At 32.1% G+C, this 13,524-nt stretch carries 15 protein-coding genes; 3 read left to right on the top strand and 12 right to left on the bottom strand.

All coding sequences use genetic code 11. The features are described from left to right. Window positions 1-47: 47 nt before the first annotated feature. On the bottom strand, window positions 48-863 hold the full coding sequence (gene murQ, locus CLU83_RS09885) for an N-acetylmuramic acid 6-phosphate etherase (RefSeq protein WP_100431454.1): 816 nt from the start codon (window positions 861-863) through the stop codon (window positions 48-50). 338 nt (window positions 864-1,201) lie between these two features. Here murQ and CLU83_RS09880 point away from each other — a divergent pair, with 338 nt between their 5' ends. Next, entirely contained in the window at window positions 1,202-2,074 is an 873-nt protein-coding gene (locus CLU83_RS09880) for an alpha/beta fold hydrolase (RefSeq protein WP_100433691.1), read from the top strand. A gap of 71 nt (window positions 2,075-2,145) precedes the next feature. Here CLU83_RS09880 and CLU83_RS09875 read toward each other — a convergent pair whose 3' ends face one another. From CLU83_RS09875 to CLU83_RS09865, 3 genes are all read right to left on the bottom strand, one after another. Then, window positions 2,146-2,616: an OsmC family protein gene (locus CLU83_RS09875; protein ID WP_100431453.1), complete on the bottom strand. Its 471-nt coding sequence runs from the start codon at window positions 2,614-2,616 to the stop codon at window positions 2,146-2,148. Window positions 2,617-2,829: 213 nt separating this feature from the next. Continuing rightward, window positions 2,830-3,498 (bottom strand): ZIP family metal transporter, encoded by a 669-nt coding sequence (locus CLU83_RS09870; RefSeq protein ID WP_100431452.1) that lies wholly within the window; start codon window positions 3,496-3,498, stop codon window positions 2,830-2,832. 168 nt (window positions 3,499-3,666) lie between these two features. Continuing rightward, a complete protein-coding gene (locus CLU83_RS09865) occupies window positions 3,667-4,431 on the bottom strand; it encodes a bifunctional 2-polyprenyl-6-hydroxyphenol methylase/3-demethylubiquinol 3-O-methyltransferase UbiG (protein ID WP_100431451.1) in 765 nt (254 codons plus the stop codon). A 112-nt stretch (window positions 4,432-4,543) separates the two neighbouring features. Between CLU83_RS09865 and CLU83_RS09860 the strand changes: the two genes are divergently transcribed. Beyond that, entirely contained in the window at window positions 4,544-5,713 is a 1,170-nt protein-coding gene (locus CLU83_RS09860) for a class I SAM-dependent RNA methyltransferase (protein ID WP_100431450.1), read from the top strand. Between the two features lie 71 nt (window positions 5,714-5,784). Here the strand turns inward: CLU83_RS09860 and CLU83_RS09855 are convergent, their stop codons facing one another. The 5 genes from CLU83_RS09855 to CLU83_RS09835 form a co-directional block, all read right to left on the bottom strand. Next, window positions 5,785-6,990, bottom strand: coding sequence for an alpha/beta hydrolase (locus CLU83_RS09855; protein ID WP_100431449.1), 1,206 nt, complete (start codon window positions 6,988-6,990; stop codon window positions 5,785-5,787). A gap of 58 nt (window positions 6,991-7,048) precedes the next feature. After that, on the bottom strand, window positions 7,049-8,284 hold the full coding sequence (locus CLU83_RS09850; protein ID WP_100431448.1) for a hypothetical protein: 1,236 nt from the start codon (window positions 8,282-8,284) through the stop codon (window positions 7,049-7,051). Window positions 8,285-8,410: 126 nt separating this feature from the next. Next, the gene (locus CLU83_RS09845; RefSeq protein WP_100431447.1) at window positions 8,411-9,355 is read right to left on the bottom strand and encodes a hypothetical protein; all 945 of its coding nucleotides are present in this window, start codon (window positions 9,353-9,355) and stop codon (window positions 8,411-8,413) included. A gap of 8 nt (window positions 9,356-9,363) precedes the next feature. Further along, entirely contained in the window at window positions 9,364-9,684 is a 321-nt protein-coding gene (locus CLU83_RS09840) for a hypothetical protein (protein ID WP_100431446.1), read from the bottom strand. Window positions 9,685-9,783: 99 nt separating this feature from the next. Next, window positions 9,784-10,686 carry a hypothetical protein gene (locus tag CLU83_RS09835; protein WP_100431445.1) on the bottom strand — a complete coding sequence of 301 codons (903 nt, stop codon included), beginning with the start codon at window positions 10,684-10,686 and terminating at the stop codon, window positions 9,784-9,786. A 320-nt stretch (window positions 10,687-11,006) separates the two neighbouring features. Here CLU83_RS09835 and CLU83_RS09830 point away from each other — a divergent pair, with 320 nt between their 5' ends. Continuing rightward, window positions 11,007-11,243 carry a hypothetical protein gene (locus tag CLU83_RS09830; protein WP_100431444.1) on the top strand — a complete coding sequence of 79 codons (237 nt, stop codon included), beginning with the start codon at window positions 11,007-11,009 and terminating at the stop codon, window positions 11,241-11,243. Between the two features lie 94 nt (window positions 11,244-11,337). Here the strand turns inward: CLU83_RS09830 and CLU83_RS09825 are convergent, their stop codons facing one another. The 3 genes from CLU83_RS09825 to CLU83_RS09815 all read right to left on the bottom strand — a co-directional run bounded on the left by CLU83_RS09825 (window position 11,338) and on the right by CLU83_RS09815 (window position 13,519). Beyond that, window positions 11,338-12,099, bottom strand: a complete 762-nt coding sequence (locus CLU83_RS09825) for an IS5 family transposase (RefSeq protein WP_100431443.1) — start codon at window positions 12,097-12,099, stop codon at window positions 11,338-11,340. A gap of 84 nt (window positions 12,100-12,183) precedes the next feature. Then, entirely contained in the window at window positions 12,184-13,008 is an 825-nt protein-coding gene (locus CLU83_RS09820; protein ID WP_100431442.1) for a DUF6048 family protein, read from the bottom strand. Continuing rightward, window positions 12,980-13,519, bottom strand: a complete 540-nt coding sequence (locus CLU83_RS09815) for a DUF6452 family protein (RefSeq protein ID WP_100431441.1) — start codon at window positions 13,517-13,519, stop codon at window positions 12,980-12,982. The genes CLU83_RS09820 and CLU83_RS09815 overlap by 29 nt, the downstream gene beginning before the upstream one ends. Window positions 13,520-13,524 lie beyond the last annotated feature (5 nt).

Raw genomic sequence — 13,524 nt, 5'->3', positions numbered from 1 at the left:
TGTGTAATAGTAATTTTGCAGTCTGCCATCTGAAAACTGTATTCTGCTTACTGAGCATTATAATAATCAACAGCTTTTCGAACACTGCCATATTTTGCCAGCAGTTCAGCACCTTCTTTATAAGTTACAGGAATTTCTCCCATGATCATTTTTACACCGCGGTCGACTAGTTTGCTGTTGCTTAACTGCATATCCACCATTTTGTTTCCTTTCACTTTTCCAAGCTGAATCATCGTGGCAGTGGTAATCATATTTAGAACTAATTTCTGGGCAGTTCCGGCTTTCATTCTTGAGCTTCCAGTTACAAATTCTGGCCCTACAATGACTTCGATTGGGAATTTTGCTGTCTGCGAAAGCGGACTTCCAGCGTTGCAGGAAATACTTCCGGTGCTAATATTATTTTCGTTGCAGGTTTGTAAACCTCCAATGACATAAGGCGTTGTTCCCGAAGCTGCAATACCCACCACAACATCATTTTCGTTTACATTAAAAGCCTGTAAATCTAGCCAAGCTTGTGTTGCATTATCTTCGGCATTTTCTACAGCTTTGCGGATAGCAGTGTCCCCGCCGGCAATGATACCAACAACCAAATCAAATGGTACTCCAAAAGTAGGAGGACATTCAGAAGCATCCAGGATTCCCAAACGTCCCGATGTTCCAGCTCCAATGTAGAATAATCGTCCGCCCAATTTCATTTTGGAGACAATCTCGGTTACTACTATTTCTATTTGTGGTAAAGCTTTTTCTACAGCAAGAGGCACGGTTTGATCTTCTTGATTTATATTAGTTATCAGTTCTTTAACTGACATTTTTTCGAGATGTTCGTATTTAGAAGATTGTTCGGTGGTTTTGGTGAAAGTCATTGCTCTTTATGGTTCAAACGTGTAAAATAGACACGGTTTATTTGTTATTGCAAACTTAAAAAAATTAATAGTAGCAAAGTTGGTAAAGTATAAAATTTAAGAAATGAATCTAATCTTTTTCTTTGATAAAATACTAATGAAATCTTCTGATTTAAAAAAACAGACATTCAATTGAAAAGTTTAAATGGCTAGCCTATGCTGTAATTTGAAATATGATATCGACATCCAAATCAGTAAATTCTATAATTCTCAACACAAATTCTATAACGTTTTCGGTAATTCAAAAAATATCTTTGTGTTCGCTCAAATGGATAGCTATAAACAAAAAATATATTATTATGGAAACAGAAAATAAAACTAAGGGTTATGATTTAACAATGGAAGTAAATGATTTTAATTTATCGTATGACGATCTTGGGGAAGGACGTTATCCTATTATTTTTTTGCATGGATTTCCTTTTGATAAATCAATGTGGAAGGAACAATGCGAATTCTTAAAAAACAGTTATCGCTTGATCGCTTGTGACATAAGGGGTTTTGGAAAATCAACCGATGAAACAACACCTTTGAGTATGAGTTTGTTTGCTGATGATTTGATTCTGTTTATGGATAAATTAGCTATTGATAAAACTATAATTTGTGGATTATCTATGGGAGGTTTTATAGCGTTAAATGCTGTTAAAAGATTTCCAGAACGCTTTGAAGGCTTAATTTTATGTGACACTCAATGTATTGCTGATACTGCTGAAGTAAAAGAACAACGACTTAGGGATATTGTAGAGATTGATAACGATGGGGTGACTAATTTTAATGAAAGATTTATAAAAAAAGTTTTTCATGAAGATTCTTTTGTGAACAAAAAGGAATTGGTAGAAAATTTACAAGACATCGTCTTTGCTAATTCTAAACATGTTATTTCTCAAGGATTATTAGCGTTAGCTGTACGTACAGAGACTTGTTCTACTTTGAGTAAAATAAAAATCCCAACATTGATTATTTGCGGCAGAGAAGATGCTGTAACGCCATTGACACAATCTGAATATATGAAAAGCCATATAGAAGGTTCAATTCTTAAAGTTATTGATAATGCAGGTCACGTTTCTAATCTGGAACAGCCTAAAGAATTCAATGAATATCTTAACGAGTTTTTAATGAATCAGGGTGAATTTCATACGGAAAACTGGCTGGAAAACCAGAGAAGTTTTAGATAAAATATATTTTGCAGAATAGCCTTGCTATGAAAAGATAGTAAGGCTTTTTTTTAAAATTTATTTAGTGGTTTTTAGTGACTTTCGCAACTAGGAAAATGAACGATTTTGAAATTACAGGAATTAGCGATAAAACAAAGTTCGTTTGCTTTGGCGTGCAGACTTAAGGCTTCTGCTATTTTTTCTTGTTGCTTGATTACAATTTTTGGATATAATCGTATTTCGATAAAACGTCCAGAGCCATTTTCCAAAACTTCTAGAGTCGCTTCTGCATCATCCTGATAGGAGATTACATCAATTCCTTTTAGGGAACAAACATACAAATAGGACATCATGTGGCAGGAAGCCACACTGCTCAACAATAAATCTTCTGGATTGTATAAACTAGGATCACCTTTGAATGCTTTGGCAGCCGAAACATTTAAAATTTCTTTTCCTTCAATAGCAATTTGATGAGTTTTATGGTATTGTTTTGAAGAAGAAATATCTTCTTTTGGGATAGAATTCCAATTCAATTTCGCTTTAAATAAATGTTTAAATCCCATTTTTTGATGTTATATAAAGTTGTTTTTAAGCACTATTCTGCGTGAGGGATTGTAGTGGAGCTCTTTTTCTTTTTCTTGCCTCGGGTTTAAACCCGAGGCAAGAAAAAGAAAAAAAGCGGGAACGGAAAGCCCGACCCGTAGTTTTTACGGAGGGACACGCCCAAATAATGATAGCTAAATTAATAACTATTTATTTGTAATTCAGTAAAATAACTATAAAAAACAAGCTAAAACAATCCCGATTACAATCATAGATACTTTGGCGATATTGAATTTGTGTCCTTCACTGCTTTCAAAAATGATGGTAGATGAAATATGGAATAAAATACCAATAACTACAGCTGTTATCTCAGTATAATAATCATTCAATTGAGGTATGAAATCTGAGACAACAGTGCCTAGCGGTGTCATGACAGCAAAAGTAATCATGAAGAAAAAGATTGCATTTCTGTTGAGAGCTGCATTGATGAAAAAGGTTGTCAAAATAATAGCAATAGGAAAGTGATGAATGGCTATTCCTATGGCTAAATCGTGATGATGGCTTACTGGAAATCCTTCTAAGAAGGCATGAATACAAAGGCTGATGAATAGCAACCACGGGATTTGGTACATTTTATCGTGACCATGCACATGACCATGTTCTGCTCCTTTGGAAAAAAATTCTAATATTATTTGGAACAAAATACCCAACATTATAAAAACTCCAATATTATGATTGTGGCTTTCGTACACTTCCGGTAATAAATGCATCACAGTAAGGGATAGCAGGAATGAACCGCTAAAAGCAAGCAATAGTTTTAGATTGGTTTTGCTTTTAGGCTTTAAAAATAAAGCTATGAAATAACCAAGAAGTACAGAAAGTAAGGGTAAAAGGTAATTCATGTTTTTTGTTTAATCGTTTAACTGTTTGAAAAAGTTTAAAGGTTTAAAATTGTTTAAAAATTTAAATATGTTTAAAAAGCTATTCTTGATTTGAACAATTGGTTATCCAAAATAAAACTGTATTAAACGCTTAAACAATTTTAAACTTTTTTTAAACGACCCAAAAACTTACTTAAAAATCATAATTAATCTTTCGCTTTCGGTTTTGTGGAATTTTTTTAATTTATAATCTCCAAAAATATCTAATAGAAAGATGCCGGATTCTTCCATCATTTGTTCGAAATCCTTAAGTGTAAGTGCTTTTACTTTTTCGGTGAAATGATAATGCTGGCCTTGGTCATCAAAATCAATTTCTTTATAAATATGTCCGTCTTTTAAATAACGTTTTATGTGAAAGTCAATTGCATCTACGGTTTTTACTTCTTCCGGGACCAAAGTATTGAGAACATTGGTTACGTTCATGAAATCTATTACAGCAAAACCATATTCAGTTAAGCTTTCTTTAATGGCTTTTAAAGTCGTTAGGTTATCCTCATCGTTTTCGAAATAACCAAAGCTCGTAAACAAATTGAAAATAGCATCAAACTTGTCTTCAAATACTTCGCGCATGTCATGTACCTGAAAATGCAAAGTTTTGTTGCTGTTTCTTTGAGCTTCTTTTATGCTGTTTTCTGATAAATCGGCACCAATAACATCAAAGCCTAATTGATTTAAATAAATAGAATGGCGTCCCTTTCCACAAGCCAAATCCAGCACTTTGGCCTTTTCTGGAAGATTGAGGTAATGGGTTAGATTATCCATAAACAATTGGGCTTCTCTATAATTTCTTTCTTTGTAAAGGATATGATAATATGGACTGTCAAACCAAGAAGCGAACCAATTTTCGGGATTGGAATCGTTAATTTGTGTTTTGTTATTTGTGGAATCGGACATTTATTCTTTTTCAATTAATTTAAGTCCCGCAAATTTAGTGTATTTTTGCAGAAAATATACTATTTCAAACCGTTTGGAATTTGGAATTTAAATGATGGAATTTATATAGAAGATGGAGAATTTTAAGATGATTGCTAAAACCTTTTTTGGTTTTGAAGAAATATTGGCGAAAGAGTTAACAATGCTGGGAGCTCAGGATGTGGAGCAGGGGGTGAGAATGGTGAGTTTTAAGGGAGATAAAGGATTTATGTACAAAGCGAATTTGGCTTTGCGTACAGCTTTGAAAATTTTAAAGCCGATTTATTTTTTTAAAGCAAGAGACGAACAATCTTTATATAAAGGAATTCGCGGAACAAATTGGTCGAAATATATCAATGCCAATCAGACTTTTGTGATTGATGCAACGGTGCATTCGGAATACTTTAACCACTCTGAGTTTGTATCTCAAAAATGTAAAGATGCTATTGTGGATCAATTTCGTGAAAGAACGGGACAACGCCCAAGTATTGATAAAGTTTTTCCGGATTTGAGAATTAATATTCACATTGACAAAGATCAAGTTTCGGTAGCATTAGATACTTCGGGGAATTCTTTACACCAACGTGGATACAGAACGGCAACGAATATTGCTCCTATAAATGAGGTTTTGGCAGCGGGAATTTTGTTGCTTTCAGGTTGGGATGGTCAAACAGATTTCTTGGATCCAATGTGCGGTTCAGGAACTTTCTTGGCAGAAGCGGCTATGATCGCCTGTAATATTCCTGCGAATATTAACCGTAAAGAGTTTGCTTTTGAAAAATGGAATGATTGGGATAATGATTTGTTTGATAATATTCAGGATAGTTTATTGAAGCGTGTTCGTGAATTTCATTACACGATAAAAGGATATGATAAAGCGCCATCTGCGGTTCAAAAAGCCAAAGATAACGTGAAGAATGCCAATCTGGATGAATATATTAAGATTGAAGAAAAGAATTTCTTCGATACTGAGAAAACATCGGAAGGGAAATTACATATCGTTTTCAACCCGCCTTATGATGAGCGTTTGGATATCCACATGGAAGAATTCTATAAAAATATTGGAGATACCTTGAAGAAAAATTACCCAGGTACCAATGCTTGGTTTATTACAGGAAATCTCGAAGCCTTGAAATTTGTAGGTTTGAAACCTTCCAGAAAAATTAAACTTTTTAATGCGAGTATTGAAGCTAGATTGGTGAAATACGAAATGTATGAAGGAAGCAAGAGAACGAAGTTTCAGACAGTGCCTGATGGTGAATAAGTAGTTTAAATGATAAAAATATATTCCGATGATTTCTCAATTAAAGAGAAATTATCGGATTTTTTTATAAATTATACTTTCCTAACGCTACCATCTGGTGTATCCCACCAATTTTCAAGTTTTTTGATTACAGGGTTTGTTTCTTCTACCGTTAGATAACGCTCAATAATATTTCGAACTCTACTATCATTTAAAAACAGTCCATGAAAATCTAGATTATTGCTTATTTCATCAAATATATTCTGTTTTTTAACTGCCAATGTTTTGATTTCATTAGCATATATTGATGAACTTTTAAATGGAACGGTTCCGTCACCCGATTCTTTTCCATCGTTAAGTGAATTTAAATCAATAAGATTGGTAATATTATTTGTATCTCCTTTTTTCTTAACTTTTATTTTTGTAAATGTTTCGTCTCCTTCTCCAATTACAATAACGATTTTGTTTTTTATCGCTTTAGGTAAATCTGATAAGTTCTTTAATCCAGATGGAGAGCGAAATTCGTTTAAAAGTGCTAATCTGGAATCAAAAAGATCTTTAATATCATCATAAATGTTTTTTTGCCAATAGATTTTCTTTAACAAATCTAAGGGTTCATCAGTGTCGATATATTTTAATGCGTCAGGATATACAGGTAATAATTCATAAACTCCTGGATAAGTTCGAATAACTTTTCGCATATCCTCATTTCTTCCAATAGCCCAGTTTAAGATACTTCGTAAACCACCATCACCTTTGACCATATGGATTAAAGAATAGGGGGATCCTAAAAAGGGAGGTGCAGTCATTACGATTTTATCTATTCTTGAAAAGTCGTCTTTTAATAGATTTAAATAACAAGTTAGTACTAAACCACCCATACTGTGAGTGATAAATCTAAATCCTTCAATATTTTTATCTTGCAGTTTGTGTTTGAGATATTCAATATATGCTTTTAAACGCTTTGCGCTTTCCATATTTGACATACGCCAGTCGTAACCAAATAAATAAATAGGAGTGTCTTTATAAGCTTTTGTACAATTAAGTTTGGTTTTTAATTTTAATATTGCACTTTCATAAGGTAATCTAGCAATATGATTACGCTCTATTATCGTTTCAATTCCTTGATCATATAATGGATTGATCTGTAGGTTTTCATTAATGTATGTCCCAAAAACGGAAGAACTGATTGATGAGCCTAAAGTATCATAGGCGTTCCATATATAATTAAAATCAAAGGTATTGCTATTGACAAGACTGGTTGCTTGAATTCCGGGAATAAAAATTATTGGTTTCATAGGATGGTTATTTTTTTGAAAAAAGATAATGCTATTGTTTTAAACTTAAAAAGGATAATTACACAGATATATATTTGTTTTTTATCATTGGAGGTAGTAATACTTTCATACAACTTTGTCCTATTGTAGTTGGATCCCAATAACATTTGTGCATTTTTACGATACTTAACGATAAAAAAGTAATGGGATTCATTGCTTTGTCGGATGTAATTTCATAATTGATGTTTTCAGGCAAGAGATAAACATTTTTGATACCAAATTCTGCTTCACCTCGGTTATCATCACATCTATAGTTTGTTGCAAAAACATCGGATACGGAATATATATTTATCCATTTTAGAGAGTCTTTCATTATTTCACATCTTCTATTATAAAAAGATGGATAATAAGCATTAATAAATTCAAAAGGATTTCCTGTAGTTATGAGTAGTTTAGTTAAGTTTTGGATATTATCAGAAGGAGGTATTTCAGCTATCGGAAATAGAGCATCTATTGCCAGAATACTTCCAAAACTATAAGTGTGAAAATGAATTTCCGGATTAGGCTCGTTTTCAGCAATATGTTCTATTAAAAGATCGAGATTTCCTAATAAAATTTGACTTTGTTCCCCATTATTAATATAACCATCAACGCAAGCAAATTCAGTTGATAAAGAAGTAATTATAGTTTTGGATTGAGGTAGAAGAAGTAATATTAATGCTGTAAATGAAAGTAGAAATTTTCCATTTTCTCGTATCTTCTCTATTATAACATTATCCAATTCATACTGTATGGGCATAAATGGAATTTTTTTAAGTGAATGGTTAATAGCCTTTATGATCTCTTCACTTGTCATTAGCGAAATACATGTAGGAATTAGAAAAAGAATACAAAGCGAGATTGTTAAAATAATAAAGAATGCATAAAAAGTTTGATAAGGCCTGTCAAATCCATTACTATTAACCATTCTTAGTATAATCTGCGGTATTTTTTTTATTACCAATACAGAAAGAATTAGAGTTTTAAAAAGAATATTATATTGATTAAATTTATCTGTTAGTATTTTATGATACTGAAAATCAAATATTTTATAAATGGTTTCCTCTGTGTTTGTCTTTTTATCTTTTTTAATGATACTAACTACAGTACTTTCTTTTTCCGGCTGATATAATATTTTTTTTGTCTTGGTAAAATATTCAAAACCAGTTGTCTTAAAACTTAATTCGTTTTTAAGTCTTTCGGTATATTTTTCTACTGATTCATTAACTATAGATTGTCCGAGTCCTGTAATGTATATTCCTATTTTAGCTGCCATAATAGTTGTAGTTATAAATGTATACTTGTAATGGTTTTGGAAGTTTTAATTTCACCTAGCCTTAACAGGATTTCGGCTGATTCCTTTTTGTTAGTTGATTTTTTTCTGGAAATATATTATTTAGATTTATTCATTATTTTTTCTGTTGGATATTCCGAATTTTATGCCAAATGCTGTAAAAATGTTATTTTCATCGTCGAAATTTTTCCCAAATGAAGCGACTGCTACCATGCCTGGAATTATTTGATAATTGACAATGAAAGCTAATCTATCATAATTGATATCAATTGTTGTGTCTCTCCTGTAAATATATTCGAGTTGAATATCATAGTTTGAACCTTGTCTAGAAAGACCTCCCCCAAAATCTAAAAAAGAAGAATCAGGTATTTGGTTTTCTAAACCACCAATTACTTTACTATATCTAGCTAAGGCAACTATATCAAGGAATGAATTTACCATTGGAGTATATCTGAAGTTTGCCCAAATACCTAATTTAGTTCCTGATAAATTTTCATAATTTGTACCTTGACCAGAATAAGCACCAGCGAGTTCCAAATTATATTTTGTGCGTCCACGATCAGCATCTAATTTGTTTTTTTCTACTTGAAGTGCGGTAGTATCGATATCCTTCGGATTTACTGACAAAAGATCTACTATTTTGTTTTTGGAAATAAGAATTGCTTTTTCGTTAAAATATTGTCGAAATAATTGAACTCTAAAACCTAATGATACTATTGTAGTATCAGCATTTTTTACTGATGCTAATGAAATTGCAAAAGTTTGTAGAATTGGAAAATGATTTTCGACATCATTAACAAAAGTGTAATTAGCATGATTAATTAACCAATATGGAGTAGTTTCAATGGCTCCTCCATTTTTTCCAACATTAAGTAAGCTTATAGCAAATGCTTTCGGGTTTGTTGGTTTTTCAATATTTGCTGGAGATTCATCAAGCATAACAAAAGCTGGAGAACTCGGAATATTTAGTTCATCTAATTTTGGTGGTTGAGTCTGACATGTTGCAGTGTAACCAACTAAAGACAGCACTAATAGTATAGTGAATTTTTTCATCTTTTTTATTATTTAAAATTTACATCTAGTTCTAATGAAAAAACGTCTCCATGACTATTAACTGCTTCATCAAATGTAACTGATGGAGCTGTAGCATTGTGAAAGTAGTATGTTGCAACGACCCCATTGTTTGATTGATTGACATCAAGGATATTAGTGGTTATTTCTAAAATTTTCTCTTTAATGGTTATCCCTTTCCCTAAATTTAGGTTCGAAATTTCACCCTTCCCTATAATATCCGTACTACCTTTCCACTTAATTACATTTCCACCAATTTGCGCATTGCCAATTGTAATAGTTAGATAAATATCTTTTTCTTGGTCTGTCACATAACTGTTGATGGTTTCTTTTTTGTTTTTATTTTCATTTTTTTATTTTTTGTTGCCTACTCTATATCCTCTTTTCGGCTTACCGAGGGTTTATTAATTTTAAATTTTTACAAATTCACCACTATCAGCATCATACTTCATAGAGAACTTCCCTAGATCGGTTAGTTTTTTTATTGTACTTCGCACCGTATTTATTCTGGTTTGATAATTGGTATTGCCTATTGTACACAAGTTAGAAAAGGCTTTGTCGTAATTGCCATTGGTGTTAATTGCTAGAGCAATACGATCACTTTTGGCTCTTCCTTGGTGTCGAATATCACAAATCATTTGGCAAACATTTGCTGGGACATTATTTAATCCATATCGTTTATGATAAGATTTCATGTTTTCTTTGTACATATCTATTGCTGTTGCCACTTGAGTTTTTCTGTGACTGGCATCATTTGTAGCCCAGTGAACAAATCGTGAAGCGCATATTAATTCTTGATTTTCTACATCATTTAGTGTAGGGTTAAGATAATCCATCAAAGCTTGTGAACTTGAGTCATCCTCTAAAGGGGAAAGAGATCCATTAGCAGTTTTATATAAAATCCTGTTATTGGACAAAACTAGTTTTGGAAAATATTCGGATGCATTGGGCAATTTTAAAAGTTTTTTGAAAAAATTCACAAAATCACCATTTGGGACATGTGCTGCATATTGCATAAAACTAAAAGTAAATTGTGCTCTGTCATAAGTATTTAAACATTTGAAAGAACCTGAACTTTCTGCCAAAGCTGTAGGATAAATAAAATAAGCCCAAAAGCCATATTCTGCAGCATAATCTTCTGGTTTGTATGTTATTCCATCTGTGACAGAGGTGTTGAATAATCCAACATTCCCTTCATATCTGGTTTTACCGCCAATATTAAATTTTGCTTCAGCTGAATTAATGCGTTGCGCATTAAAAACTGTCCTTCCATTTGGAGTTACAGTACTTGTAATAGAAAAATCAATTGTCATAATATTGTGTTTTAAAATTATTATTATGTTTTTTTACTAATTTTAATCTACTGCAGGAGGGAATTTAAATGTAATTGTAAATCTGGAAAACTAATTTGTATTATATTGTAAATTAGTTATTTGTGTGTTTTGTCGTTTTGGGAGTATAAATTTAACTCAAAAAATAACAAGAAAAAGACTTAAGTTAATTTTTGTTAAATATTTAAGTACTGAGCGTATTTTTTGCGATAAAACTATAATTAAAAATATAAAGTAGTTTTTTTTGATAATTTTGTGGATTTTCAATTAATTTTGTGGAATTCATATTAAAATACAATAAAATGTCAAAATTACAAGTAAGAGCATTTTTATACAATCTAGGCTGTTTTGCTATATTGTTTATTGCATTTCGTTATTTGGTAGCACAATACACCAATTTGTCTGGTTTTTGGATACCAATGACAGCCTTTATTGCAGGAACTTTTTTAGCTCCAAAATTTCAAGCAGCCAAAACCAAAGACGGTGAAAAACTATTCATGTCTTGGTTATTTGTAAAAGGGATTAAGGAGATAGGATAATTGATTTAGTTTAAAAAACAAAAAGAGCAAAATTGAATTTATATATTCAATTTTGCTCTTTTTTATGGATTTCATTTTAGAGTATGTTTTGGAATCATATTTTATTGATAATAAATGATATAAAAGCAATTTGCAACATTGCTTCGGCTGAAAGTATAGTTTTTTCGACTTCTCGGAACAATCTTCGTCTAAAATTGAGCCATCCAAAGCTTCTTTCTACCTGCCAGCGATTCTTTTCAGGAATAAATCCTGCACTTGATTCTGGTCTTTGTGCTATTTCAACTTCCCATTTATAAGTATCTTCTGCATATTGGCAAAAGGTGTTTTTATACCCATTGTCTGCTGCTATTTTTTTCAACCTAGATACTTTACCTTTTAATAAATCAATAGCTAAAATTCCGCTTTGATTATCCGAAATATTTGCCCCTGTAACCTTGATTGCCAAAGGTAATCCTAGCTTGTCTACCAAAATAGTCCGCTTTCTGCCATTAATCTTTTTACCACCATCAATTCCTATTTCTTCGCTCACGAATTGAACAGTTTTAACAGATTGACTATCAATTGCTAGCAAACTAGGCGTTGCTTCTCTATCTTGGCGTTTTCTCTCAAAAACTACTAGTGCATCTAGTAATTCTTCCCAAATTCCACGTAGTTTAAATTGCGTAAAATGATAAAATACAGTTTGCCAAGGTGGATATTTACTATCTAAATTACGCCACTGACAACCTGTGGTATTTATCCAAAAAAAGGCATTTACAATAACTTGTAAATTATGTTTTCGTTTCCTTTGGTCGTTAATTATTTTAGCTATAAATTGCCATTGAGAATCGGTTAATTCACTAAAGTGGGTTTTCATTTATCTGTGTTTTTTCGCAATTACAAGATAAACCGATTCTTCTTTTTTACAAATTATTTAATATTCCAAAACATACTCTTAGGGCTATTTCTTAGGTGCTGGTTTTACAGGGATTACTTTTTTCTTGTAAATTGGAATGAAATATGAAACGGTATAATTAAAACCGGCTCCAAAATTACCGTCATATGTTCTGTTAAATCCTGGAATATAAAGACTTTCAAAGCCTTTTGGCTCAGTATTGGTAACCAAAACTTTCAATTGGAAAGAAAATCCAATGTATACATTATTAAAAACTTTAACATTGATGCCTGGTGAAACTTCCAGCCAGCTGGCAGTTAAGCCATCATACGATTTTCCTGATTCAATTCCAGATGTCTGTCCATAATAAGGATGCGGATTATAGATAGAGTAGGTATTTAATTTTTCATTAAAAGTACTAAATCCGTATCGGACACCTATAGTGATTAGGTTTTCCATATCCAGCCAATTAGTATAAGTATTGTAATTGAATCCCACCTTGAGATAAGCTCCAGTCGTTGTAGTGTTCAACAAGGGATCGTCCACAGTAACGTCTTCAGTGCCTACCTCGCCATATGCGTAATATTTTTTTGTTAATCGGTAGTTGCCAACAAAAGCTATCCCTTTATAATTGGAATCATAAAAAGATCTAGCCACTTTAAATATATCGACACCAAGAATCAAACCATATCGGTCTGTTTTTGGTTTTATAGTATCGGTTTGCGCCTGTAGTTTTTTTTCTGGAGCCTTTTCTGTTGTTGTTCCATTTGCTCCCTTAACAATTACTTTTGGAGCACGATCTGTTATGGCAGTTTTTTTTTCTTGTGCCTGAACAAATAACAATGACAGCAAAAAGAAAAAACTAAAAATATATTTGAATGATTGTTTCATTTTCGAATTGTATGTTTTTTTTCTTTACTATCACATATTTAATCCACATTTGATCTGCAGGCGCTGCATCTGTTAATGTGAAAGGATTTTGTTCGTCCAAATCGAAAATGGTTTTAAACCCACAAGCTCTTGAAACATATATATTTTGTCGAGTATATTTAAACTCCAAATTATCTTTATTTACAAGCAACGGATTTTTGTTGTCGTAATTGATGATAAATGTGTATTTCACAAGATCAGCTTCGGTATTCAACGGAAGTAGTATACTGTTTTCGTTTGTTACGTATTTTAAATTGCCTGTTGCTGATGGAGACAATACAACGCCCTCATTCATGCCATCACCAATTACTTTTAAACTAGTGACACTTTTCGCTACATTAGCATTGTTAAAATCAAAAAACTGAATTAACATTCGTGGTGTAGTGGGAGTAGTTGGATCGCAAATATCATCTGGTTCACAACTGGAAGATGCGAAACCAAGAATCATCAAAAAAGCAAGTATTTTTTTCATGTAGT

The organism is Flavobacterium sp. 1, assembly GCF_002797935.1.
Taxonomy (GTDB): Bacteria; Bacteroidota; Bacteroidia; order Flavobacteriales; family Flavobacteriaceae; genus Flavobacterium.
The sequence above is the reverse complement of the archived record's forward strand: the minus strand, read 5'-3'. Positions and strand labels throughout refer to the sequence as shown.

What these genes read in the sequence shown, in the direction of transcription:
- CLU83_RS09870 (WP_100431452.1), bottom strand. Translation starts at nt 3,498, where the DNA reads ATGAATTACCTTTTACCCTTACTTTCTGTACTTCTTGGTTATTTCATA.
- murQ (WP_100431454.1), bottom strand. Translation starts at nt 863, where the DNA reads ATGACTTTCACCAAAACCACCGAACAATCTTCTAAATACGAACATCTC.
- CLU83_RS09850 (WP_100431448.1), bottom strand. Translation starts at nt 8,284, where the DNA reads ATGGCAGCTAAAATAGGAATATACATTACAGGACTCGGACAATCTATA.
- CLU83_RS09875 (WP_100431453.1), bottom strand. Translation starts at nt 2,616, where the DNA reads ATGGGATTTAAACATTTATTTAAAGCGAAATTGAATTGGAATTCTATC.
- CLU83_RS09845 (WP_100431447.1), bottom strand. Translation starts at nt 9,355, where the DNA reads ATGAAAAAATTCACTATACTATTAGTGCTGTCTTTAGTTGGTTACACT.
- CLU83_RS09825 (WP_100431443.1), bottom strand. Translation starts at nt 12,099, where the DNA reads ATGAAAACCCACTTTAGTGAATTAACCGATTCTCAATGGCAATTTATA.
- CLU83_RS09860 (WP_100431450.1), top strand. Translation starts at nt 4,544, where the DNA reads ATGGAGAATTTTAAGATGATTGCTAAAACCTTTTTTGGTTTTGAAGAA.
- CLU83_RS09820 (WP_100431442.1), bottom strand. Translation starts at nt 13,008, where the DNA reads ATGAAACAATCATTCAAATATATTTTTAGTTTTTTCTTTTTGCTGTCA.
- CLU83_RS09815 (WP_100431441.1), bottom strand. Translation starts at nt 13,519, where the DNA reads ATGAAAAAAATACTTGCTTTTTTGATGATTCTTGGTTTCGCATCTTCC.
- CLU83_RS09855 (WP_100431449.1), bottom strand. Translation starts at nt 6,990, where the DNA reads ATGAAACCAATAATTTTTATTCCCGGAATTCAAGCAACCAGTCTTGTC.
- CLU83_RS09835 (WP_100431445.1), bottom strand. Translation starts at nt 10,686, where the DNA reads ATGACAATTGATTTTTCTATTACAAGTACTGTAACTCCAAATGGAAGG.
- CLU83_RS09830 (WP_100431444.1), top strand. Translation starts at nt 11,007, where the DNA reads ATGTCAAAATTACAAGTAAGAGCATTTTTATACAATCTAGGCTGTTTT.
- CLU83_RS09880 (WP_100433691.1), top strand. Translation starts at nt 1,202, where the DNA reads ATGGAAACAGAAAATAAAACTAAGGGTTATGATTTAACAATGGAAGTA.
- CLU83_RS09865 (WP_100431451.1), bottom strand. Translation starts at nt 4,431, where the DNA reads ATGTCCGATTCCACAAATAACAAAACACAAATTAACGATTCCAATCCC.